This window comes from Ulvibacterium sp. (assembly GCF_028285715.1).
Lineage (GTDB): Bacteria > Bacteroidota > Bacteroidia > Flavobacteriales > Flavobacteriaceae > Ulvibacterium.
Map to the genome: position 1 here is coordinate 431,807 of NZ_JANQOO010000017.1, position 25,015 is coordinate 456,821.

General features: G+C 42.2%; 20 protein-coding genes. 9 read left to right on the forward strand and 11 right to left on the reverse strand.

Annotation, left to right across the window (positions count from 1 at the left end; all coding sequences use genetic code 11):
- Positions 1-37: 37 nt before the first annotated feature.
- A complete protein-coding gene (locus tag Q0993_RS08890; protein WP_299531992.1) occupies positions 38-1,804 on the reverse strand; it encodes a hypothetical protein in 1,767 nt (588 codons plus the stop codon).
- Positions 1,805-1,909: 105 nt separating this feature from the next.
- Between Q0993_RS08890 and Q0993_RS08895 the strand changes: the two genes are divergently transcribed.
- The 3 genes from Q0993_RS08895 to Q0993_RS08905 all read left to right on the forward strand — a co-directional run bounded on the left by Q0993_RS08895 (position 1,910) and on the right by Q0993_RS08905 (position 6,026).
- Positions 1,910-2,422: a sigma-70 family RNA polymerase sigma factor gene (locus Q0993_RS08895; RefSeq protein ID WP_299531994.1), complete on the forward strand. Its 513-nt coding sequence runs from the start codon at positions 1,910-1,912 to the stop codon at positions 2,420-2,422.
- A 174-nt stretch (positions 2,423-2,596) separates the two neighbouring features.
- Positions 2,597-3,508, forward strand: coding sequence for a FecR family protein (locus Q0993_RS08900; RefSeq protein WP_299531997.1), 912 nt, complete (start codon positions 2,597-2,599; stop codon positions 3,506-3,508).
- The gene (locus Q0993_RS08905) at positions 3,489-6,026 is read left to right on the forward strand and encodes a carboxypeptidase-like regulatory domain-containing protein (protein ID WP_299532000.1); all 2,538 of its coding nucleotides are present in this window, start codon (positions 3,489-3,491) and stop codon (positions 6,024-6,026) included. The genes Q0993_RS08900 and Q0993_RS08905 overlap by 20 nt, the downstream gene beginning before the upstream one ends.
- 55 nt (positions 6,027-6,081) lie before the next feature.
- Here Q0993_RS08905 and argS read toward each other — a convergent pair whose 3' ends face one another.
- Positions 6,082-7,866 (reverse strand): arginine--tRNA ligase, encoded by a 1,785-nt coding sequence (argS, locus tag Q0993_RS08910; protein WP_299532002.1) that lies wholly within the window; start codon positions 7,864-7,866, stop codon positions 6,082-6,084.
- A gap of 114 nt (positions 7,867-7,980) precedes the next feature.
- Here argS and Q0993_RS08915 point away from each other — a divergent pair, with 114 nt between their 5' ends.
- From Q0993_RS08915 to Q0993_RS08925, 3 genes are read left to right on the forward strand one after another with little or no spacing between them, the layout of a single operon-like run.
- Positions 7,981-8,406 (forward strand): hypothetical protein, encoded by a 426-nt coding sequence (locus Q0993_RS08915; RefSeq protein WP_299532004.1) that lies wholly within the window; start codon positions 7,981-7,983, stop codon positions 8,404-8,406.
- Positions 8,403-9,830, forward strand: coding sequence for an SDR family oxidoreductase (locus Q0993_RS08920; RefSeq protein WP_299532006.1), 1,428 nt, complete (start codon positions 8,403-8,405; stop codon positions 9,828-9,830). Before Q0993_RS08915 ends, Q0993_RS08920 begins: the two co-directional genes overlap by 4 nt.
- Positions 9,814-11,331: a BCCT family transporter gene (locus Q0993_RS08925; protein ID WP_299532009.1), complete on the forward strand. Its 1,518-nt coding sequence runs from the start codon at positions 9,814-9,816 to the stop codon at positions 11,329-11,331. The genes Q0993_RS08920 and Q0993_RS08925 overlap by 17 nt, the downstream gene beginning before the upstream one ends.
- 151 nt (positions 11,332-11,482) lie before the next feature.
- Here Q0993_RS08925 and Q0993_RS08930 read toward each other — a convergent pair whose 3' ends face one another.
- The 3 genes from Q0993_RS08930 to ctlX all read right to left on the reverse strand — a co-directional run bounded on the left by Q0993_RS08930 (position 11,483) and on the right by ctlX (position 14,495).
- Positions 11,483-12,385 carry a LamG-like jellyroll fold domain-containing protein gene (locus Q0993_RS08930; protein ID WP_299532011.1) on the reverse strand — a complete coding sequence of 301 codons (903 nt, stop codon included), beginning with the start codon at positions 12,383-12,385 and terminating at the stop codon, positions 11,483-11,485.
- 213 nt (positions 12,386-12,598) lie between these two features.
- Positions 12,599-13,393: an endonuclease/exonuclease/phosphatase family protein gene (locus Q0993_RS08935; protein ID WP_299532014.1), complete on the reverse strand. Its 795-nt coding sequence runs from the start codon at positions 13,391-13,393 to the stop codon at positions 12,599-12,601.
- Between the two features lie 169 nt (positions 13,394-13,562).
- The gene (gene ctlX / locus Q0993_RS08940; RefSeq protein WP_299532016.1) at positions 13,563-14,495 is read right to left on the reverse strand and encodes a citrulline utilization hydrolase CtlX; all 933 of its coding nucleotides are present in this window, start codon (positions 14,493-14,495) and stop codon (positions 13,563-13,565) included.
- A 154-nt stretch (positions 14,496-14,649) separates the two neighbouring features.
- Between ctlX and Q0993_RS08945 the strand changes: the two genes are divergently transcribed.
- Positions 14,650-15,045 carry an ACT domain-containing protein gene (locus Q0993_RS08945; protein WP_299532019.1) on the forward strand — a complete coding sequence of 132 codons (396 nt, stop codon included), beginning with the start codon at positions 14,650-14,652 and terminating at the stop codon, positions 15,043-15,045.
- A 14-nt stretch (positions 15,046-15,059) separates the two neighbouring features.
- On the opposite strand, the gene Q0993_RS08950 is transcribed toward Q0993_RS08945, so the two are convergent.
- The 4 genes from Q0993_RS08950 to Q0993_RS08965 form a co-directional block, all read right to left on the reverse strand.
- Positions 15,060-16,268 carry a hypothetical protein gene (locus Q0993_RS08950; RefSeq protein ID WP_299532021.1) on the reverse strand — a complete coding sequence of 403 codons (1,209 nt, stop codon included), beginning with the start codon at positions 16,266-16,268 and terminating at the stop codon, positions 15,060-15,062.
- A gap of 107 nt (positions 16,269-16,375) precedes the next feature.
- Complete coding sequence (locus Q0993_RS08955) at positions 16,376-17,149, reverse strand: outer membrane lipoprotein-sorting protein (RefSeq protein ID WP_299532023.1); 774 nt, start codon at positions 17,147-17,149, stop codon at positions 16,376-16,378.
- 28 nt (positions 17,150-17,177) lie between these two features.
- Positions 17,178-19,562: an efflux RND transporter permease subunit gene (locus Q0993_RS08960; protein ID WP_299532026.1), complete on the reverse strand. Its 2,385-nt coding sequence runs from the start codon at positions 19,560-19,562 to the stop codon at positions 17,178-17,180.
- 185 nt (positions 19,563-19,747) lie between these two features.
- The gene (locus Q0993_RS08965) at positions 19,748-20,344 is read right to left on the reverse strand and encodes a TetR/AcrR family transcriptional regulator (protein WP_299532029.1); all 597 of its coding nucleotides are present in this window, start codon (positions 20,342-20,344) and stop codon (positions 19,748-19,750) included.
- A gap of 206 nt (positions 20,345-20,550) precedes the next feature.
- On the opposite strand from Q0993_RS08965, the gene Q0993_RS08970 reads away from it, so the two are divergent.
- Complete coding sequence (locus tag Q0993_RS08970; protein WP_299532031.1) at positions 20,551-21,372, forward strand: LytTR family DNA-binding domain-containing protein; 822 nt, start codon at positions 20,551-20,553, stop codon at positions 21,370-21,372.
- 112 nt (positions 21,373-21,484) lie between these two features.
- The gene (locus Q0993_RS08975; RefSeq protein WP_299532033.1) at positions 21,485-22,621 is read left to right on the forward strand and encodes a serine hydrolase; all 1,137 of its coding nucleotides are present in this window, start codon (positions 21,485-21,487) and stop codon (positions 22,619-22,621) included.
- Positions 22,622-22,628: 7 nt separating this feature from the next.
- On the opposite strand, the gene Q0993_RS08980 is transcribed toward Q0993_RS08975, so the two are convergent.
- Positions 22,629-23,543, reverse strand: coding sequence for a dimethylarginine dimethylaminohydrolase family protein (locus Q0993_RS08980; protein WP_299532035.1), 915 nt, complete (start codon positions 23,541-23,543; stop codon positions 22,629-22,631).
- A 108-nt stretch (positions 23,544-23,651) separates the two neighbouring features.
- Positions 23,652-24,938: a citrate synthase gene (locus Q0993_RS08985; protein ID WP_299532037.1), complete on the reverse strand. Its 1,287-nt coding sequence runs from the start codon at positions 24,936-24,938 to the stop codon at positions 23,652-23,654.
- Positions 24,939-25,015 lie beyond the last annotated feature (77 nt).

Sequence of the window (25,015 nt, forward strand, 5' to 3'; positions counted from 1 at the left end):
GAAATCCCCGATACAAAGGCATCGGGGAGGTTCCTAATTATTGCATTATTCTTTCCAGTACCAATTCGTCGTATCCATTATCATCATTCTCATGCTTCAAATCCAAGCGGTTTTCATCTACTTCCATTATGATGTAGTCATTGGCTAACTGATAGAAGTTACTTCCTGCGCCAAAGGCGATTATTAATTCTAAACGATTTTCGGTGTTGCGAAATAAAAACCATCTTCCGTTACTGATAACCTCGGCATTGGCATTTCTAACCTCAAGACTCCCATCATCGTCAATGAATAAGGTAACATCGGCGTAAGCTTCGGTGGTATCATCTCCATTCTCTGAGAATAGAGCGATGTCCCATTCCGTATCGCTGAACAAATCCCTAATAAAACTGACATCCCCGTCATCATCATCCTCGCCTTCACAATTTCTAATCAAGACCAATTCATAAAAGGTTCCTTCTACATTGAATTTCAGGTACCTGTCTTTCATGTCTGATAATAACCATTCAAAACTTACTCCTGGCTCGTTGCCCATGGTAATGGCCATGACCAAACGTCCTTGATTATTGGTAGTAATGGCCCAAGTGCCTTCGGAAATGGTGTCATCACCACTTAAGGTCACGGTACCATCTAGCATAAAGGAAAATTCAAATCCTAACAACCTGTTCAAATGCTCACCATTGTTCTTGACTCTTTTTATAATCCAAGAACACTCTCGAAGTATTTCTCGCAAACCATCAGGGTCATTGTCCTCAACGCAAAGTTGTTTCATAATAATCCTATTTCCTTCATCGGCATACAATTTTATCGTATGATCTTCAATTTCATAAACCAACCATTCTAAGCTAAAGTCCACAAGTACATCAAACTCCAACTTTAATAGGGCACCGTTATCACTTGCACGGGTACTCCAAGTTCCCTCCAAGTTATTACCTTCCCTATCCCTAACGGTTACGCTACCATCTTCCTCAAAATTCATAAGGTATTCGAAATATTGATCGGTTTGGTCCATACCACCCCTTCTCACATCCTTAACCAACCAAGAGCATTGGGTTAGGCAGAAATCCAATCGTTCCTCGTCAAAATCATCATCATTATAGTCATTATCATCGTCTTCATCACAGGCTTCTTTGGCATTCTCTATGGCATTGGCCAACTCGGCATTGGAACTAACGACTATCTCCGAACCATCATACAACTTCAAGGTCACCGGAAATTCAATACTGATAAGGTCTTCCTCATCCAATCCGGCAAAGAAGCGTCTCATTTCCATATCGCTTTCTACCGTAACATTTCCGGTCTGTTGTTTGTTAATGTCAAAAGTGAACAAGGTGATCGGGTATACAAAATCTATACATTCTATATCATCGTCATCGCCGCCTTCAATACATTGTTCTGCCCATTCGCGTAAATCTCCCTCCCCATTAATGGTAATCTCGGTGAAATCGCCCAAGGTAATGGTAATGGGAAAAAGGATTTCCAAAATGTCCTCATCATCATCCAGGGCATCAAAGATTTCCTCGATTCGCTCAAGATCTTCAACTGCATCAATGGTCAATTCCAATCCATTTACCTCAACGGTATACGGAAAACGGACGTTAAAACAACTGGAACCATCCACAATATTGTCAAAAGATCCATCATTGGAAACGGTCTTTTCAACCAGTTGGGCCGTAGATGAACTGGCCATTATGGTCTCCTGTTCGTTCTCTCCCGGAAGTTCCTCATATTCCGTTTGGCAGGAAGAAAAGGTAAGCGCAATCATGAGTAGGCAGGTGTATAGTGCGTAATTCAAAAACTTTCTCATAACGATTTGGATTTTTTTGTTCGTTCCCCATTAAAACAATCCATTTGAAAAATACCCTACTTTATTTTCGATTTTTTCAAATATCTTTGACGCAAAACCAACCCATTGAAAACTGAATCCCAGGATAATGTATGCGAGGAAGCCGTCTTTAGTTCGCTTTTCAAAGCTAATTCCAAAACGGTTTTTAACTACATATATTATAAGTTCGGAAATGAGGAAAAGGCATATGATGCCGTTCAGGAGGCCTTCCTAAAGCTTTGGGAAAACTGTGCCAAGGTAACCCCGCAAAAGGCAAAGTCCTATGTATATACCGTTGCAAACAATCTCTACCTTAATGTTATTAAGGCCGAAAAGGTACGTTTAAAGTATGCGGACAAGTCATTGGGCAGTACCAACGAATCACCGGAATTTTTAATGGAGGAAAACCAATTTAAACAAAAATTGGACCAAGCGTTGGACAGTTTACCGGAGAACCAGCGTACGGTTTTTTTATTGAATCGGATCGACGGTAAAAAATATGCGGAAATTGCTGAAATGGAGGGCGTAAGTGTAAAGGCTATAGAAAAACGAATGCATTTGGCATTGAAAACACTTCGTGAAAAAATCGATGGGATTTGAGATTTGGGATTTGGGATTTGGGATTAGGATGTAAAATTTACGTATAGCGAATCAGAAAATCATAGGCATGGTACAGCAAATTGTGAATAACGACATTAAAATCAATAACCCATTGCCCTACCGAGGTAGGGTTTTTTCGCAGTAAATTGTTATTAAGGTATAAAGCTAGAAATCATGCAAGAAAATTACTTGGCAAAATGGCTGAACAACGAACTATCTGAAGAGGAGCTCGCGGAGTTTAAAAAATCCGACGAGTACGCTACCTATCAGAAGATTCTCGAGGCCTCCGGTACATTGGAAGGCCCTGATTTTAATATGGACCAAGCGTTCAATGCTTTGAAGAACAAGCGAGAGCTTACAACTCCAAAAGTAGTACAACTACATCCGTTCCGAAAGTTTTTACGAATAGCGGCGGCCATTGTCGTGTTGCTTGCAGGTTCATACTTCTATTTGAATTCCCTGGATGAGAGTATTTCCACTCAATTTGCGGAAAACAAGGAAGTTGTACTTCCTGACAATTCCGAAATTGTATTGAATGCCGATTCTCAAATTTCCTATAGTGAAAAGGCATGGGACAAGGAACGCAACATATCCCTAAGGGGTGAGGCCTTTTTTAAGGTGGCCAAGGGAAAGCGCTTTACGGTTTCCACGGAGAATGGTACCGTGGCCGTTTTGGGAACACAATTTAACGTTGAAAACCGCAACGGTTTTTTTGAGGTCACCTGCTACGAGGGTCTAGTTAGCGTTACTTTTAACGGCGCAGAAACCAAACTCCCAGCTGGTGATTCCTTTCTAGCCATTGATGGTAAAATTGCCAAGGGCAAGGTGGTCAATATTTCCCAACCTTCCTGGATGAGCAATGAAAGTTCCTTTAGAAGTATTCCATTACAATATGTTTTGGATGAATTTGAAAGACAGCACAATATTACCGTTGAAACCAAAAATATCGATTTAAATCAATTATATACTGGCACTTTTAGCAACACAAATGCAGATTTGGCGTTACAAAGTATAAGTGTTCCCTCTCAAATAAAGTTTAAATTAGAGGGGAATAAAGTGCTGTTCTATGCTGAAAACGCACCCTAAACGCCTTATATTCTTTTTTACTTCCTTACTGTTCCTGGTTTTCGCACAAAACGGTAGTGCTCAGGACGGAACGGACAAAACCGCACTACTTATTTCCTATCTCCAAATCTTGGAGCAGCGATTCGAGGTTAAATTTTCCTATGTGGATGAGGATATCAGAAATCTTCAGATCACTGTACCGGAAACTAGTGAACTCCAGAAAATCCTTTCTGACATTCAGGCTCAGACACAGTTAAAGATTCAGCAGCTCAGCGAACGCTACTACACCCTAAACAAAAGTAGTACTGTTGATGTTTGTGCAACGGTTTTGGACAACTTTAAGCAAAACACGGTCACAGGTGCAACCGTAAAGGTGTTGGATTCCGAAATTGCGCTAATTACCGATATGAACGGTTCATTTTCATTGACCAATGTTCCTAGAAAGGCTGTATTGGAAATTAAACATTTAGGATTTAAGACCCTGTTTGTAAAAGCAGAGGAATTGATTGATGCCAATCCTTGCAAAACCTTGTTATTGGCTCAATTCTATCAGCAACTGGACGAAGTAATCGTTTACCAATTCCTTACCACGGGAATATTAAAGGAGGCCGATGGTAGCATCCAAATGAATACGGCAGAGTTTGGCATTCTTCCCGGGCTACTGGAACCGGATATATTGCAGACCGTACAGGCCTTACCGGGAATTAAAAGTATAGACGAGACCGTTTCGGACATTAATATCCGCGGGGGTACCAACGATCAGAACCTCATGTTGTGGGATGGTATTAAAATGTATCAATCCGGTCATTTTTTTGGCCTGATTTCCGCTTTTAATCCCTACTTGACGGATAGAATCATTCTTATCAAAAATGGGACTTCCGCCCAATATGGCGACGGGGTAAGCGGGGTTTTGGATATGCGCACCAAAAATGAGGTTCCGGATTCCTTTACCGGTGGAGGGGGCCTAAACCTTATTGGAGGGGATCTTTATGGTCAACTGCCTATATCGGATAAGTTGGGCTTTCAGTTTTCCGCCCGACGCTCTCTGACCGATTTTTTGGAAACCCCTACCTATGGTCAATTTGTAAATCGTGTTTTCCAAGACACCCGCGTAACACAAAACAGCGATTTCTATTTTTATGATTTTACCGGAAAGCTGTTGTATGATATCAATCCCTATCAAAAAGTACGCTTAAGCTTTATAAACATCAATAATCGGTTGGACTATCAGGAAACCAATACGGATAGTTTTAGAAGTTCACAAAGTACCTTGGATCAAACCAACATCTCCTTTGGCGGAAGCTTGGAGAGCCAGTGGACCGATAGATTCTCTTCCCATCTTAATCTATACTATACTAATTATGATCTGGATGCCGAAAATAGTACCGCCAACGGTCAACAAATCCTCTTTCAGAACAACGAAGTAATAGAAACGGCCTTGAAATTAAATACCCACCTTCGGATTAATGAGGACATGAATTGGCTAAATGGCTATCAACTCACTGAAACCGGTATTCGGAATATTGCCGATGTTTCCCAGCCTCCGTTCAGGAGTAATGTAAAAGGTGTAATCAGGGCCCACTCCCTTTTCTCGGAAATTGAATATAAATCAACAGATACCAAACTTATGGCCCGCGGAGGAGCCCGACTCAATTATATCCGCGATTTGGAAACCTTTGACTCTTTTGAAAAGGTGATTATAGAACCCCGGTTAAATATCAACTATACCTTGGCCAAACATTTTAAAGCGGAACTCTTAGGGGAATTTAAAAGCCAGGCCACGAACCAGGTCATTGATTTGGAACAGAATTTTCTGGGAATCGAAAAAAGACGTTGGATACTCTCGGACAACGATTCCTTGCCCATTACCCGTAGCAAACAGGCCTCTATCGGTTTCAACTATGATCATCCCAAACTATACGTAGGCATAGAAGGTTTTTACAAGGAAGTAAAAGGAATCAGCACCGAAACACAAGGGTTTCAAAACCAAAACCAGTTTGACGGGGAAATAGGACAATATGAAGTTAAGGGAATCGAGTTCTTGATCAATAAAAAGACCATTGACTACAGTGCGTGGTTGAGCTATACATATAACGTGAACACCTATACTTTTCCCGAAATAAATCCGTCCGAATTTCCCAACAATTTGGACATTCGCCATACTTTTACCTTTGCCGGCACCTATACCTATCAGGACTTCAAATTTGGGATTGGTCTAAATTATCGCACAGGACGACCTTTCACGGAACCTGATCCCGACAATCCGATAGACACCACCTTTTTTCCCAATCGGATAAACTTTCAAGAGCCCAATAGTAGCAGGTTGCCAGAATATTTGCGGGCAGATGCCTCTGCAGTCTATGAATTTGACCTGAGCCGGGGTATAAAAGCTTCGCTAGGGGCCTCCGTATTAAATTTTACGGATCGGAGAAACATCCTTAACACCTATTATCGTATTAGCGATTCCGGAGAAGTCGAGGCTATTGAAAATGTTTCCTTGGGCATTACTCCCAATTTTAGTTTGCGGGTACGGTTTTAAATGCAGCGAAGAATTAAAAACCGTATTCATACTTTGACGAGAGGACCCGTTTGGGTTACATCCGATCCGGTACTTGGATGCCCAAGAGTTGGAATGCCGATTGGATAACCTCCCCTACCTTTTTGGATAATTGTACCCTAAAGACTTTTTTGCGCTCATCAGCTTCTCCGAGAATGGAAACCTGTTGATAGAACGAGTTGAATTCCTTAACCAAATCGTACACATAGTTGGCGACAAGGGCCGGGCTATAATTCTCCGCAGCAAGACCAATAACCTCGGGAAAGAGTTGAATCTGCTTGATCAATTCCTTTTCTTTGGAATGTAAGCTATCTATATCTGCTGGACCGGAGAATTCCAGACCCATATTATGCGCCTTTCGCAGTATGGATTGTATACGTGCATAGGTATATTGGATAAAAGGCCCTGTATTTCCCTGAAAATCCACGGATTCCTGAGGATCGAAAAGGATCCGTTTTTTAGGGTCCACCTTTAAAATGTAATATTTTAGGGCCCCAAGCCCAATTACCGTGTACAACTCCTGTTTTTCAGCATCCGAGTAGCCTTCCAATTTGCCCAGTTCTTCGGATAATTGTGCAGCGGTTCGCGTCATATCCATCATTAAATCATCTGCATCCACTACGGTCCCTTCCCTACTCTTCATTTTTCCACTGGGGAGATCAACCATCCCATAGCTTAGATGATATAGATTGGCCGCCCAAGAAAATCCAAGCTTCTTAAGAATCAAAAAGAGTACCTTAAAATGATAGTCCTGTTCATTGCCGACGGTATAGACCATTCCATTGATATCAGGATAATCCTTTACCCGTTGTAGGGCCGTACCAATATCCTGGGTCATATAGACCGCTGTACCATCGGAGCGCAAGACAATCTTTTCGTCCAATCCCTCATCAGTAAGATCGATCCAGACACTCTGGTCCTCCTTCCTATAAAAAATACCTTTTTTGAGTCCGTCCTCCACCACATCCTTCCCCAATAAATAGGTCTCGCTTTCGTAATAGAGTTTATCGAAATCCACCCCAAGATTTTTGTAGGTTTCCTCAAAACCATTATAGACCCAACCATTCATGGTGGTCCAAAGAGCAACTACGGCCTCATCCCCAGCTTCCCATTTACGAAGCATTTTTTGGGCCTCCAACAAAATGGGGGCTTCTTTTTCAGCTGTACTTCTTTCGACTCCTTGGGTAATCAATTCTTCAATTTCGGACTTGTACGCCTTATCAAAGGCTACATAATATTTACCTACCAATTGGTCGCCCTTCAATCCCGTAGTTTCTGGTGTCTCCCCATTACCGAAGCGTTGCCAGGCAAGCATACTTTTACAAATATGGATGCCCCTATCGTTGATAATCTGGGTCTTGTATACCTTTTTCCCGGATGCCTTCAAAATTTCGGCAACCGAGTAACCCAACAAATTGTTACGGATATGGCCCAAATGCAATGGTTTGTTGGTATTGGGAGAGGAATATTCCACCATGACCGCATCAGTATCCCCATTGGTAGCGTATCCGAAATTCTCCGTATCGTAAACCGAATTGAAAAACTGGAGATAGAAATTATCGTCAATGACCAGGTTTAAAAAGCCCTTGATTACATTAAAACCAGAGACTTCCACCACCTGCTCTTCCAAAAATTCCCCTATTTGCCTTCCGATTTGTTCGGGATTCCCTTTTACATAGCGCAGCATAGGAAAGACCACTATGGTAATGTCCCCTTCAAAATCCTTTCGGGTAGGTTGAAATTCAACCGAAGGCAATTCGACATCAAAAACTGATCTTATAGCTTCCTTTACCTTGCCTTCTAAAATGTTTTGGATATCCATTAAAACTTGGGTTATGCGGCTGCAAAACTACATTTTTTTGTGCTTTTAGCGGCGTATTGTCCCATTTAAGTACGGTTTTCAGTAACTTTATACAGCTATGAAAAAAGAGGAACAATGCTTTTGAACGTATCCTATAACGACAAAAAAGTAACCGAGAAAATCGATTCGGAAGTTGGTAAGCCCTTTACCTTAAAAGAGCGATGGGCGATGGGCGGGATTGGTTCCCCGAGGCTGTTCATTACGGAAACCAGTATTGAAATCCATAACCTGCTTATTTTGGATAATAACCGAAATCAGTGCAATATTGAAATGCGACCCAAAGGGATTATCGTCCGATTTCGCTCGTTGCTGGAGACCTTTGCCTTGATCATACCCTATTACAAATTGACCCTATACAAAGGAGATCTGGCCAAATATTCCATTTATCGGGACCATCATTTTATTAAGGTACAGGCGGACACGAAGGCAGTACAAAAGTTTTTTAAGAAGCTATTGGATTATAAGGCCGATAATGCACCCACTTCAATCGAGGATTTATGAAAATCCTGCTCACCGGCGCCAACGGATATATTGGGATGCGATTGCTGCCCCAGTTATTGGATTTGGGACATGAAGTGGTCTGTGCCGTACGGGATAAAAGGCGTCTGTCCATTGACGAGGATACTAAGGCTCTTGTTGAAATCGTAGAGATTGATTTTCTAAAGGAATTTCAACAGGATTTGCTACCAAAGGACATTGATATCGCATATTACCTTATCCACTCCATGAGTTCCTCAACCACGGATTTTGATGAGAAAGAGGCACTATCCGCCCGGACCTTTAATTCCTATATGGCGGGGAGCCAAGTGCAACAGGTTGTGTATTTAAGTGGTATTGTAAACGATACCCAGCTATCCAAACATCTAAGTTCCCGTAAAAATGTTGAGGACATTCTGTACAAGGGAAAATTTAGCCTTACCGTCCTTAGGGCGGGGATTATTGTGGGCTCTGGAAGTTCTTCCTTTGAGATTATTCGCGACCTGTGTGAAAAATTGCCCTTTATGATCACCCCAAAATGGGTATTGACCAAAACACAGCCCATTGCCATCCGTGACATCATTCGATTTCTCACCGGAGTTATCGGGAAGGAAGACACCTATGACCAGTCCTTTGATATTGGGGGTCCCGACATACTCACTTACAAGGAAATGCTAAAACAATACGCCAAAGTCCGGGGGTTTAAAAATTGGATTCTTACCGTACCTGTAATGACTCCTAAGTTATCCTCCTATTGGCTGTATTTTGTAACCTCCACTTCTTATAAATTGGCCGTAAACCTTGTGGACAGTATGAAAATGGAGGTAATAGCAAAGGACAGCCGTCTACAGGACTTACTAGGAATCAACACGCATACCTATAAAGAGGCTATAGGTATGGCCTTTAAAAAAATTGAACAAAACCTTGTCGTCAGTAGTTGGAAAGACAGCATGGTCAGCGGTCGCTTTAAGAAAAATCTCGAAAAATATATCCAAGTACCAAAGTACGGCATCCTAAAGGATGAGAAAAGGTTGAAAATTAAAGATGAGGAAAGGGTTTTACGTAATATTTGGAAAATTGGAGGAAACACCGGGTGGTATTATGGTAATTGGCTTTGGAGGATACGAGGGTTTTTGGATAAACTCAATGGAGGTGTTGGGTTGCGAAGGGGACGCACCCATCCGGATAAGATTTATCCGGGGGATTCCCTTGATTTTTGGCGGGTACTTTTGGCGGATAGGGAATCGAAAAGACTGTTGCTCTTTGCGGAAATGCGATTACCTGGCGAAGCTTGGCTAGAATTTAAGATTGATGAGCAGAACGTTTTGCACCAAACGGCCACTTTTAGACCTAAAGGACTGTGGGGTAGGTTGTACTGGTACAGTATACTTCCCTTTCATTATTTTATCTTTGAAGGAATGATACGAAATATTGCCAAGGCCAAATAGTATTGTAATCGAGCTGCTAAAACCTTTCAAAAAGAACTATTTACTAACGCTTTCGTTGGGAGTACTCTTCCTTTTTTCCGCTATTGTCTTTTTGGCAACGGAAGCTAGTTATAATGCGATAGAGTCTGCTTCGGTATGGGTACGGAATTACTTTGGTTATTTCTATCTGTATTTGGGACTGGGTTGTGTGCTTTTGCTTCTAATAGTGGCCCTTTCCCCCTTGGGAAAAATAAAGCTCGGAAAGGAAAATCAGAGTCCGGAACATTCCCTTTGGGCATGGACGGCTATGCTATATAGCGCGGGGATGGGCGCGGGAATCCTATTGCGAGCCGTTCAAGAGCCCGTCTTTATGCTACAAAATCCACCATATCCTTCTGATTTGGGACCGGAAATCTTGGCCCTTGAATTTACTTTTTATCAATGGGGATTTACGCCATGGGCCTTTTATGGGCTCTTTGCCATGGTAATTGGGTATGCCCTGTTCGTACGGAAAAAAAAGGTTTTGGTCAGTTCTGCGATAGAAGATACCATTCCCAATACAGTGGCAAGAAAAGGGATTGACATCATAACCATACTCACTACGGTCTTTGGTCTAATCGCGGCTATCGGGCTGGGAACGGCTCAAATCAATGGGGGATTGAACCATTTGTTTTCGTCCAGTTTTGGTTTGGCCACGACACTTTTCCTTGCCATGCTGATTTCCGCAATTGCCTTCTTTTCCGTTTGGCGGGGGGTGGATAGAGGTATTAAGGTTATCTCAAAATTTAACATCGTAATCACCCTGCTTTTATTGTTCTTTGTATTCATCACAAGCGATTTGGGTGGTATTTTAAACAACTTGGCAAGAGCTACTTTGCGATATGTATTGGATTTTATCCCAATGAGCCTTGCTTGGGGCAAATATAATCCGGGTATCGCGTTCCTGACGGATTGGACTTTTTACTATTGGGCCTTTTGGTTGGCCTGGGCCCCCTTTACCGGTATCTTCATTGCACGAATTTCCAAGGGTAGGACATTGCGCCAACTGCTATTGGGAGTTTTGATCATTCCATCCTTGGGCACTTTTTTTTGGTTTTCCGTTTTTGGCACCTCGGCCTTTCAATTGATAGAAAGTTGGGGAACGTATTCCAACGAGTTCGGCAATGTGTTCTCCTCTATTTTTGTGTTTCTTGAAAACTATCCCATGGCCAGCTTCCTTAACCTGACTACCGTTCTACTCTTGATAAGTTTTTTGGTAACCTCGGTGGATTCGGCCGTCTTTGTGCTCAGCATGTTTACGGATCGCGGGAAAAGAACACCGCGCAAGAGTCACAGACTCCTATGGTCCATTTTTATTCTACTGGCTACCTTGGCCCTTATCCTATTGGGAAATGCCAAGCCGGAGATCGATGTTTTGGTCGCAGTTCAAAAACTTCTGATTATTACCTCCTTACCTTTTGCCTTTTTTATGGTAGTGATGACCGGCGTTTTTCTGAAGGAAATTTGGAGAGGCGATTATTAGTAATGGGTTCCGTAAAAGCTGGTTTAAAACACTGCAAAAAGAGGCCATGGTCGGGACAACAGGCCAAGCACACAAAATGAAAAGCCCCTTTCCTTACAGTGCGCCGACAAAGAACAGTACTCAGAAGAAAGCGAAGTTTAAAAAACGTCACTTATTCCAAAATCGTTTGAACCCCATTTTCCAAGGAGTAAAGTGCCTTAATCTCATTTTCGGTCAAATCCCTATTATAAATGGATAAGTCGTCCATAAACCCAATATAACTTAGCCCCAAGTAGATATTGGACCGATCTAATTCCCAGGTAAATGAATCGGTGATATTAGATCTTGCTCCTTTTAATTCCCCATTTATGTAAAGGGAAGCTTTTCCATTTTCGGTATTCAATCCGGAAAGATTGATGAGTATATGCGTCCATTCCCCTTTGGCAAAAGGTGGATTACTCACAGGTGCGAGTTGCGGTAGAAAAAGATCATCTTCATCTTCCAATCCATCGGGGTTCCAAATATTTCGATCTCCGATGACCCCTAACCTAAAATCCCTAGGGTTATTTTCTGTAAAATCTACCCAAATGGCGGCGTCGTTATAACTCACGTCCGTAATTTGAATGGGGTCACAATAACCCGGTTCCAGATCGGTGGCAGGGTCAAGACTCAGCCAAAAAGAAATGGCCCCATTCCAATTCTTCTGGCTATACGCTATGTTCCCGGTACTGGGATAGTAGATATATCCATTGCTCCGCTCTGTGAATTGAAGCCCATAGCCATATCTGCCCTTGCCCTCTTGGCGACTGATATCCGGTTTGTGCAGACCAATCTTGGAAGCGTCTAGGGAATCCCTGTTGGCAACGGTATACATTAGGGAATCTCCAATCGAAAAATCGGCGTTGACCCCGGTATCAAAAGACGCGTAAAAAGTAAGTACCGCTCTTAAACGGTCTTCTATGGGGTTTTCTTTAACCTCCTCCTTTTTAACATTTTTTTCCTTGCAGGAAGTCAATCCGATCGTACATATGAGGATGGGAAGTGCGATAAATTTTTTGATATATGCTTTGGTCATAAGTTTTCGTGTTCAAAACGGTTCGACTTCTAAAGTACATAATTAATACATATCGCAATAAGAATATGCCTCAATTGCTTCCTAAGCGGTGAAACAAAGATAGTATTTGGACTATACCTCGATTCTTCCCAAAGCCCAATTTTCATAAAAGTGCCGTTCTACCGTTAGATATGGTTAAACGTACTGCTCTAATTAGGTCCTTTAAACGTTTTGTTATTCGCTCACTAGTTCAAGAGTGACCAGATACGCACAATGGTCGGAGGCTATAGTATCTTTGATAACCTCGCGCTCAATTATTTTCCAGCGGTCTTTTGGATAAAACATTACATAATCGATTTTTATCCTTGGGTTATCCGAAGGATGGGTAGGTTCGGGGTTATCTTTATCATAGGTTGCCTCCCAAACTTCCTCAAGGATGGAAATGGGTCCACTCCCCGGAGTGGCATTGAGGTCTCCCGCCAAAATTGTTGGATACTTGTTCTTGGAAAATACCTCGTTTATCTTCTTGGCCTGCAATTCCCTTCCTGCTGTACCCTCATGGGCAAAATGTGTACCCACAAAGGCAATGGTATCTTTTGAAGGTAGCTCGGTCACGATTTCTATAGCAGCCCGTGGTTCCTGTCCTTGAATGTAGGGCAAGGCCACATTTCTAGTGCTCAAAAATGAGAATTTGGACAAGATTCCCTCGCCATATTCCCCGCCATCATAGTACATCGCCCTTGCAAATAGGGGGGCCATCCTGGTTCTCCAACCCAATTCTGTGGCCAAATCATACTTCTTGGACCTGTTTACCTTATAGTCCACTTCCTGCATGGCCACGAAATCTGGATCCGCCTTCTTTATAAGCTTTGCCAACACATCCAAGTTAAAATCCCCTTTTGTAGTTCTTCCCCCAAGGACATTGAACGATAATACCTTTACGATTTTTTTGTCCTCAACCTTTATTTGGGCATACGTTGGGGCAAAAGTGAGAAGGCCTGCGCTAATTATTAATATATGCAATTTCATTTGCCTCATAGTTTCTCAGATAAAGATTATTTTGTTATTCCGTTTTAAATATCAGTAATCCGATTTAAATTTTGCTTCTATACGGGGAATAATCTTAAAAATGCCGAGAGTCAAAACGTTTCGGAGCAATAGTTCTAATAAAAATATTGCTGAGCATGGCTTATTACAACTAAGCCCGTGGCAAAAACACTTCTGCCATCATACATCGGGCACTTCCGCCTCCACATGTTTCGATGGTATCCAACGGACTATGAATAATGTCACAATGGGCTTGGATAGCCTTTATTTGATCAGGTCTTAGACTTTTAAAAGCTGCTGAGCTCATTACCATAAAGCGCTGATTGTCGGCACCTATCACCTGCAACATATTCCCTGCAAAATGATGCATTTGTTCTTCCGTGATTGGGATGATTTCCTTGCCGTCCCTTTTTAAATGTGTAGTTACATCCTTACGCTCTCCCTTATCGTCAATAGCATCCAAGCAGATTATCGCAAAATTTTCTGCCATGGCCATCATTACATTGGTATGATAAATGGGTAGACGTTCCCCGTTCACCGTCTGGTTGGCCGTAAAAATGACAGGAAAACAATCAAAATCCTCACAGAATTCTATGAACAATTCCTCATGCGCGCGCTCGGATAAGGCACAATACGCTTTTTGATGGACGCGGTCCTTCAGGATGCTTCCCGTACCTTCCAAGAAAAGCCCCTTCTCTTCTGCCGAGGTATAGTCCAGAATAGTGTCAATTCTAAATCCGTTTTCCTCAAGAATGTCAAAAATATCCTCACGACGTTCCCTTCTCCGGTTTTCAGCGAACATAGGATAAATCGCAACGGTGCCATTAGCGTGAAAGGAGACCCAGTTATTGGGGAATACGGAGTCCGGGGTATCGATTTCCTTTTTGTCATCCACCACAATTACCTCTACACCCTTACTGCGTAAAATAGCCACAAAATTATCAAATTCCTGTTGGGCCCGAAAATTGATAGTTTGGTCATTAACTTCCAAATCTTCCATAAAATAGTTGTTCACCGCGGTTTGTTCGTTCATACGAAAAGCGACCGGCCGAATCATCAGGATAGTATTTGTTACCTGTTTCATTGTAGTTTAAAGGGGTTCTGAGGCTATATTAAAATCACATAATACAAGAGGCTAAATTATGATTTTTCTAAGGGTCTGTCATCCTATTTAAACAAAAAAAAATAACCTTTGCACCAAACGTTTCAAGACGTTCTTTCATCAATACTTCAATGCCATGTCCGGAGAAACTAGTCTAAAAAAACTGATCAATGAAATGGATCCTGTACTTAACCCGGGAGCATATGTCTTTTCAACGGTAAGTACTACAAATACCATAAACAAAGCCGATATTTTATGTGAATTCAAAGAGCGCGAAGGCATTACGATTATCCTAGAACGCGATAGAGCCGATGCTTATGGGCTCCCTTATGAGTTCGTCGCAGCTTGGATAACCCTTAACGTTCACTCTGCTTTGGAGGCCAAGGGACTTACCGCTAAAGTGGCCACGGCCTTGGCCGGGCAGAATATTAGTTGTAATGTAATTGCGGGGTACTACCACGATCATATTTTTGTTCCCCATAAGGAAGGAAATAAGGCCGTAGATATTTTGAAGGCCCTGTCCACGCATTAGTTCTAGCAGGGGCCTTAGAAATATTTGGAAACAGCTATCCGAAGGAAGCTGTCGTCCCGAAAATTCGAAAAGATCAATTCATTTTCGTCAATCGTACTAAAAATACGGGCTTCCGCTTCAACCGTCCAGGTGCTTCCAAAACGTCTTGACGCCTCTAGGCTAAAAATTTTGCTACTGGATTCCAAATCGGCAATACCGCCAATCAGGATAGAAGTATCCGCGTTATCGTTGAAGGCAATCCGACTACCAAAAAATACATCGTTCTGGAGAGCTGTCAAGGCCAGTTCATCCCTTTCATCATAAAGATATTCCCCCAATACACCAATATCCAGGCCATTCCCATCTATGTTGCTAAAGGTATATTCCAGTCCGGCCGCCAGCGCCAAAAAGTCCTGTGCCTCGGCATGGCGATAAATGGATTCCAATTTCCATAGAAAAGCATTGTGTGTAGCCTGAAGTTCCAATCCCGTTTGATGGATTACGGGGTAAAAGGAATTGATGGCACCCGATGGTTCGAACAAAAATAGCGGTTCTCTACCATTCCCATAAAAATGGGAAAGTCCAATATCAAAAATTCCAAAATAATGTTTCCATCGGACGGCAAAATCCTGTCGCCATTCCTCAGCTCCACTCTCATAATTCAAGTCGTCCTGATTGATAACCATTCCAAAACGCAATCTGCCCTTTTCCCCTGGAAACGTACGCCTGCGGTGGTAGGGTAGGTAGAAGAAATCGAATGTTCCCAAAGAGTTCGTAATCCAACTAAACTGTACCATGGGCTGCCCTAACTTTTCTTCTCCATCAAAAGTCTCCACCGCATCGGTCTGATTGATGATGTCTACCAAATGATTGCTCTCTATAACCCCCCAATACACTTTTTTTAGGCCTACATTCAATTCCCAGTTCCCCTTTGCCTTTTGGTAATAGAGCTCACGAATATCCCAGTGGGTGCGCTCATCGTCCCTATCCAGTCTAAGGAACCCTTGGGCATTGATACTTTCATAACCCTTGTTCCATGAGGCCGAATATTCCGGTCGAAAGGCCAAGGAAGGATAATGATCTTTCTGACCCTCAAACTGGCCGGGGTCAAAAAAATAACGGTATTCCGTTTCTATTTCCAACTCCAGATCATGTTCCACTTTTTTTTCGGAATCCTCGTTTTGGGCAAACCCAAAGGTAAATCCTATAAGGCATAGAATGCCGAATACCTTGCTGTTGTTCATCTGCTTCTATTGTGAAAAGGTCGGGCCGGAAATCATAATGGCACCTATCGCCATCGATACTGCGAAAACCGTTTGGTGAACATGTCCCCGGCCCTACCCTATCAAATTTATCTCCCCGCCCGTTGCAAGGCTACTTGGGAAAAATCATCGTCGGAAAAGGCTACCCCAAAGTCGTACTCACCAAACTTTAATAGGGTTTCCTTGTTGCTTTGATGGTTTACCATATTAAAGGTGGCAGCACGCCAAAACTTGTCTCTATACAGTTTATAATCACTGTAGGTCAAAGTTTTTAGCAAGGCATTTTTTCTATCGTAAAATTCTACTTTCTCAATGCGATAGCCCTTATCCTTATTATAGGTAACTATACGACGTGTATAACCTGATTTGGGGTCCACAGGGTCTTGTTCTACCAGAAGAAGATTACCCTTTGCCTCCAAAAATTTATAGGTATACTTTTCCACCTCCTGGGAGGAAAGGTCCTCGTAAGCAAACTCACTTCCCACAAAAGGACCGGATTTGTTATTCGATGAAATCCGCTTTACCCTTTTAATGGAAGGCAAGTACAACCACTGATCATCTGAACCCACTTTATGTGTATAGGTCAGGGTAGCGGTTCCCTTAACATCCTTAGGGCTATCGAATGCGATAAGCGACTTGTCCCCATCTTCTATGAGCTCCAGAGTCCTAGTTGTCATTGTCCTTTCACTGGTCTGTCCATTTTTGTTTTTTAAGATCATTTTAAGTGCTACCAAAGAACTTCCAAACCCTTGATCGGCAAGTTCGGCAGCTTTTGCTATTTCCAATCCCCTTTCCTCAGGTGTCTGGGCAATGGCCCAACTTATTGCGGAAAATGCCGCGACGGTCAAAATCGATTTTTTCATTTTTGTATGATTTATGTTAAGGTGAATACTAATTATTAGGCTTTAATTCTGGTTTCAATTGATTCGGCATTGCATCAACTACTTCTTCTTTTCTACTTAATAGAATCAAAAGCGCCGGAAGCAAGAGAAAATCTATGATAAGGGCTGCCGTGATAATGATTACGGTAATCCGGGCCATGTAACTGTTTAGGGCGAAGGATGATGTAGACAGTACCGCAAATCCGGAAATCAGCACCACGGTAGTAGTCACCAAGGCACGGCCTACCGTCTCAAAGGCATAAATCACCGCCTGTTTGGCATCATATCCCAATTCCCTTCGTGCCCGTAAGAACTTGCTCATAAAATGTACGGTGTCATCTACTATAATACCTAAGGTCATTCCGAAAACAATAACCATTCCCGTGTTGATCTGTCCCTTGTAAAGGGCCCAGATTCCAAAACCTACCAAGACAGGGGCAACGTTAGGAATAATGCTCAACAGACCAAGCCTAAAGTTCCGTAAGGCAAGCATCAGCACCAAGGAAATCAGAATCAGGGCAATAATATTACCATTGAACATGCTTTCTGCTTGTCTAAACCCTAATTTGGAGAACATCATGGTAGGGCTTACCCCGATAGAATGCATAGGTTCATTCGTATTGTTTTTTAGCCACTCCTCCGCCCGACCTGAAAAGGCTATCATTTCGGCACTTGAAATATTCTTTAAGGTTGCGGTTACCCGAGTTTCGGATTTGTCCACATTGATCTGATTGTTCAAGTCCAAACCAAAAGGCAAAGAAAGCTCGTATAGCAAAAGAAACTGTGCCGCTTCTTCCCTATTTTCCGGTACCCTGTAATAGGCTTGGTCGTCTCCGTGCATGGAGCGGTTTACCCTTCGGGCCACTTCACTAAAGGCATTTACGTGTACGACTTCCGGTTGCTCATTGAGCCAATCCTCAAACGCATTAAGGTTTTGGAGATATTCCGGATTGTTGATTCCACCGCTTTCTCCACTTCCCACGGAAAATTCCACATTGTAAAAACCGGTCAGATTATCGTTTATAAAGTCACTGTCCCTTCTAAATTGTACCGAATCATCAAAATATTCCACAAACTCATCATTGAATACATTCAAGGTCGCCAAATAGGTAAGGCCCGCGATAATGGCTAAGGAAATTGCCGTTATACGTGCTGGTTGCCGAGTCACAAAAAGGCCTAACTTGGTGTACATCCCCACTTTTTCCGCTTCCCTTACCGCAACCTTTTTCTTCCATAGTGGAAAGATGGCCATAAGTGCGGGCAAGGTGGTGGTGGAATACAGGAAAGCCATAGCCATTCCAAAGGCCGTAATATTCCCCAAATGCCAGAAAGGAGGAACATCACCAAAATTCATGGTAAGAAATCCGATCACCGTGGTAAGACTCGTTATGAAAACGGGCATAAAATTAAGGCGCATACTTTCCACAAGTGCCTCTTTTTTATTCATCCCATCCCTACGTACCTTCTGTAACATCGTAATTAAGATATGGATGCTGTCCGCTACGGCAAGGGTAAGTATCATTGTAGGAAATACGGCAGAAGGCGGTGTTAATTTTATGCCGGTGAGACCCACAAAACCTACTGCGCTCAAAATGGAAAATAGGACGACAACAAGTGTGGAAAATGTCGCGAAAAAATTCCGGGTCAATATGAGGGTGACGATAACGACAATGAGCAACATGATTCCGATAAGGGCCAAGTCACTTTGCGACGCTTCGAAAAAAGCGGTATTGAGTGGGACCAAACCTGTGGTATACACCTGAAATTGAGGGTATTTTGCCTTAAAATCCTCTACCATTTTTCGGGTGGCCACAGTAACCTCGGGAATCTCCGCAGCACTGTCCACACCAGGTAAGCGTACCGTAACATTGATTGCGGTTACACTGCCTTTTTCGTTAATGATTCGATGTAAAAGTAAAGGTTCCTTCAAGGCCTTCTCCCTGATTTCCCGAATCTCCGCATCCGTTTTGGTAATGGATTCGTAGGAGAGATCATCCACATATAAATCATCACCCACAGCACTGGTGTGCTGGAAATTGGTAACTGCATCAACCCTGGAAGAGTACGGGGTGTTCCAGGCACTTGCCGTAAGCTCTTCAATGGCCACTAAGTTTTCCCTAGTGAAAATATTGCCATTATCCGGGGCAAGAACAACTACAATATTGTCATCCTTGGTATATTTTTCCTGAAGGGCATCAAAAGCCTCCAATTCGGGATTCGATTCGCTGAAGAAGACGTGATAGTCCCCATCAAATTCCATCTTTCCTTGAGAGGCCAATCCAACGGCCAGCAATAAGGTCAGCAATACTACGGGCCATTTGAACTTAATGACAATCTCTGCCCATTTTTTGGCAAAAGTGTTTACGGAATTCCCCGCTTTTTTTAATGCATTCATAGTTTTAAAGTTTAATAGTTGACCAGTCGCCTATTTAAAGTGCAAATGGCTTCAAAAAAAATTATTTTTCCGTTTTATACTCCTATGACGATCTAATTTTATTGATTTGGACAATTTTTAGACAAAACTTATCTAAATCTATTACTGATATAATTGACCAGTCGTCTATTACATAGTAAAAAAAATTATCCAAATAAGATAGTTCGTACCATATTCATAAAATTATCGATAGGGTAAGCACTTTTCATTTCTTTCATGGTGGTCATAGCCCCTTTGCCTGCATCCTCAAAAAACGCCACGATGTCCGCCGCGTTCATATCGAGATTAATCTCGCCCAGTTCCTGGGCTTCCTGCACAACCGCGGTAATCTGGGCTTGTATTGCCGTTTCCCGTTGTAGAATAGCCTTTCTAATATTTTCATTGTGCTCAGCCATTTCATTGCCTAAGTTACAGGCCAAACATCCCATTTTGCAGTCCATCTCATTTTTTAGCACATTGTACCTAAATTCATGAAAATTCAGCAGACGTTGCTTCGGTGAAACCGTTTTGTCCATTAGTATCTCCTTAGCCGGCGCAAAATGGGCCTGAAAATACTTATCGATTGCCTTTATGGCAAAATCCTCCTTACTGTCAAAATAGAAATAAAAGGAGCCTTTAGGAACATCCGCCGCCATGACGATGTCATTTACACTTGTGGCGTTATACCCTTTGGACCAAAGTAGTTCCATCCCTTTTTCCAAGAGATAGTCCGCCTTTATTTCATGTTTCAAAGTCTTTTGCATGATCTTATAACCACGAACAAAAATATGACCACTCGTCTAGTAAACAAAAAAACAGGTGTTAAAGTTTTCTATATGTCCGGAAATGGCTATGCTATCCATGCCGATTGCCATCCATACCTAATCCTCCGAATGGTTCATTGAATCGGCTTGAGTCCAGCTTTGTAACAATAAGATTGGTAGTTATCTTTAGACTTAAATAGACCGAAATGCTCTCGAAATATTTGGGTAAATACAATGATGTTCTGCTCTTCTTGATTTTGATACCCATCATCAATACCATCAACTATCATCTTACCTACTCTACAATTCGATGGGACTGGTATACGTACACCACCTATTTTATAGATACCGTTCAGGGTTATATCGCTTGGGGGTTAATTAAGTGGATCATCCTTTGGCTTGACAAGAGAATACCATATGAAAAAGCATTGGTCCAACGCCTTGTAGTACAAATATTGGCCACGAACCTTATTGCCCAAGGTTTTATCATATTGGCTACTGAAATCATAAACGCCCTTTTCGGGGAGGGCCCTTTGCCCATAAGCTTTTACTCCTACAACCTGTTTATCTTCTTTATTTGGATTTTGGTCATTAATGGTATTTATATTGGATTCTACCTGTATGATCAATGGTTAACGGCCCAGTCCTTACGTGACAAGGACAAAGAATTACGTTCAAAAGGTTTTTCCGTAGTTTTAGGAAATAGTACAAAACACATAGCGTTTGAGCAGATAGCGATATTCTATGTTGAGGATAGGGCCACTTTCCTGAGGGCCAAAACCGGGGAGCAATTTGTTTTGGATGACTCCCTAAACAAGATATTCGCTGTATTACCCGAAGAAAACTTCTTCCGGCTAAACCGAAAGTATATCGTTCATAGAGAGCAGATTAAAGGGTATAAAAAGGAAATAAACGGTAAGCTGTTGGTGGAGTTTGATTTCGGGCCATCCACCCAGACCTCTGTTGTGAGTAGAACCAACGCTCCAGAATTTAAAAAGTGGTTCAGTATTACGGCTCCCCGTTTTTGACCCTTTTCATTTTACACTCCAGCCCAGAAAATACTACAGTTCATCCAATTCGTCCCAAAACGGTTGGGACAACCCATGGTTCTCATAAGATATTTGCCTAAAACTATGCATTATGAACATGAGGATTAAAACTCTGGGATTGTTGTTGGTGATAACAATTTCCCTTTCTGCACAAAAAAAAGGATTTCCAATCGAAAAACAGGAGGCCGTAAAACGCGTACTCAAAAAATACATCGATTTTGGGGTTCCAGGTCTTTCATTGGCTGTCTACAATGAACAAATGGGATTGTGGACGTACGCGGAAGGTTTTGCAAATCTCGAAAACAAAACTGCACTTACCACGGAACATTTACATTACTTACAAAGTATAAGTAAGACCTACATGGCGGTGGTTATCCTTCAACTGTATGAAAAGGGAAAACTAAAATTGGAGGACCCAATTGTTCAGTATTTGGATCACCCCTGGTTAACATCAATAAAGGATACGGAGAAAATCACTTTAAAAATGCTTTTGAACCATACCTCCGGACTTCCGGAATATAGCACGGAGCCTTTACTGGTATCCCGGATCATCCAAGACCCCTTGACCATACTTACCGTTCCTGAAATGCTCTCGTATATCGAAGGAAAGTCCTTGGATTTTGAACCTGGTAGCACATACTCCTATCGCAACACCAATTTTGCGTTTCTCGCGTTGATTGCGGACAAAATAACCGGGAACCACATAACGTACATGGAAAAGGAGCTATTTGAAAAGCTAAAGCTAAAATCCACCTATGTCCTCTCAAAAGACAATATCGATTTAGACTTGAATTTGGTGGATGCCTACTGGGACGTATTGCAGGAGGCCCTACCGACAAATATTTCAAAGTTACAAAGGGCCAATGTTTCCTCAATGAAAGGGGATGATGGCATGGTGACTTCCAGCGAAGACGCCATTCTTTTTTTTAAGGGCCTGATTTCTGGAAAATTACTTAGGCCCAAAACCCTTGAACTCATGCAGGAATGGGTCTTGAGCGATGAGGGGGAACAAAAATACGGGCTTGGTCTAACCTTTTATGATTTAGAAACTACGTATGGCGTGGGCCATTCAGGAGGTGGGATCGGGGCAGGATGCGTCTTGATCTACTTGCCTGATTTGGCATCTATTGTCTTCATCGCTACCAATTTCAACACCATGATGGAATCACCTATCCGGAAAAAGGCAGAAAACCTTCAAATGGACATTTTAACGGCATTGTTTATGTAAAAGCCATTTAATCCCTGATCAAGGGCATGGTACTACAACGCAATAACCCGCCTTGTTTGGAAATCTCCGCATAAGGGACTTCCTCCACGGTAAAGCCCTGGTTTCGCAACCAATCATTGAGACGGGTAAAATTGCGTTCTGAAACCACAACATCCGGAGCAATGGAAAATACATTGCTAAACATATAATACATTTCATCGGCGGTAATCTCAAAAACATTCTCTTTTCCAAAATAGTCCATCAACCAAAGGTATTCTTCTTCCACTAAAAATCCATTTTTATGGATGATGGCCTTATCCTTTCCAACAGGTTGAAAACAGCAATCCAAATGAAGTGCATTTTCCTTTGGGTTTGCAATCGATTTCCGAAGCTCAAAGGACTTCACTTTTTTATGTGGAAACATCTGCTTTATATACTCCACGCCTTCCCAGTTGGTCCTTGCGGTGATATAATCCGGATAGTCATGACCCGTGTAGGTGCCGATGAAAATATAATCGTTCCAGGGCATCACATCCCCACCTTCAATATGTACCTCCTCAGGGGGATATAGAATATTATCCGGGTGGATATACTCCAATACGTGTAAAATAGCGTCAAACTCTTCCTCCCTATCCGGAAGTATATTGGCCTTTATCAGTTTATCCTCTATGACGAAAGCGATATCCCTAGAGAAAATTTGATTACAGTCCTCCAATACCTCTGGCCTAAATACCTCAACATCGTATGCCTTAAAAACGTTTGCCAAGGCCTCCATTTCCATTATCATATCCTCTTCCTTGGGGTACGTACCATCCAATATATGCTGAAGGGATTTTGGGTCATACGCACTCTCTGGTCTGGGCACTGGACCATTGTTCCTTGCCGTTCCTAAAAGCACTGCCCTTAACCGGGAGGTTTCATCGTTTACATTAAGATGGAGCATTGTATAATTTTTGGCAAATATAGGAATTCCCAGATAGCGGGAATCAATAAAAAAACCCTTATCAAAGAAATCGATAAGGGTTATCTCTTATGAAACTATTAATAGCTATTACCTTAAATCAACGGCAACAAATGGTCTGTGGTTCTCGCCGATATAAACCTGTCTGGGACGACCAATAGGCTCTCCTTTTAAACGCATTTCCCTCCATTGGGCAATCCAACCGGGCAATCTACCCAAAGCGAACATTACAGTAAACATTTCCGTAGGAATACCCAAGGCGCGGTAGATAATCCCGGAATAGAAATCCACATTGGGATATAATTTCCTATCCACAAAATATGGGTCTTCCAAAGCTTCCTTTTCCAACCCTTTGGCGATTTCCAAAATAGGATCTTCGATTCCCAAATCGCCCAAGACCTCATCAGCGGATTTTTTTATAATCCTTGCCCTAGGGTCAAAATTCTTGTATACCCTATGCCCAAAACCCATTAGCCTAAACGGGTCGCTTTTGTCTTTGGCCTTGGCCATATATTTTTTGGTATCGCCTCCATCTGCCTCAATAGCTTCCAACATCTCCAGGACCGCTTGATTTGCACCTCCATGTAATGGGCCCCAAAGCGCGGAGATACCAGCGGATATTGAAGCGAACAATCCGGCGAAGGAAGAACCCACAATACGTACGGTAGACGTAGAACAGTTCTGTTCATGGTCCGCATGTAATATCAATAGTTTGTCCAAGGCATCAATTACAATCTTATTTTTGCTGTATTCTTTGTTAGGCCGTTTGAACATCATTTTATGGATGTTTTCCACATAACCCAAGGTATCGTCCCCGTAGTCCAAAGGCAATCCTTTTTTCTTTCGCATGGCCCATGCCACAAGTACGGGAAACTTTGCCAAAATCCTAACTGTGGACTTGTACATCTCCGACTCCGAAGAGACATCCACGGAAGAGGGGTTAAAGGCAACCAAAGCACTGGTGAGCGAAGAAAGTACTCCCATTGGGTGTGCGGATTTTGGAAAACCATCCAAAATCTTTTTCATTTCCTCATCTACATGGGACTCTTCCCGAATGTCATTGTGGAATTTTGAAAGTTGCTCTTTATTGGGTAGCTCCCCAAAAATCAATAAATAAGCCACTTCAAGAAAATCGGCCTTCTCGGCAAGCTCTTCTATGGAATAACCTCGATACCGTAAAATACCCTTTTCACCATCCAGAAAAGTAATGGCACTTTCACAAGACCCCGTGTTTTTGTATCCCGGATCTAGGGTAATGATTCCCCCGGTGGCGGACCGTAGTGTTTTAATGTCTATCGCAAGTTCATTTTCCGTACCTTCGGTTACCGGAAATTCATATTTTTTACCATTATATTCCAGAGTAGCTTTATCTGACATTCGATTGATTTAAGTATTATTAGAAAGGACCGTAAATTTAAGAAAAAGAGAGAATCTTAACAATTAAGGTTTTCCCT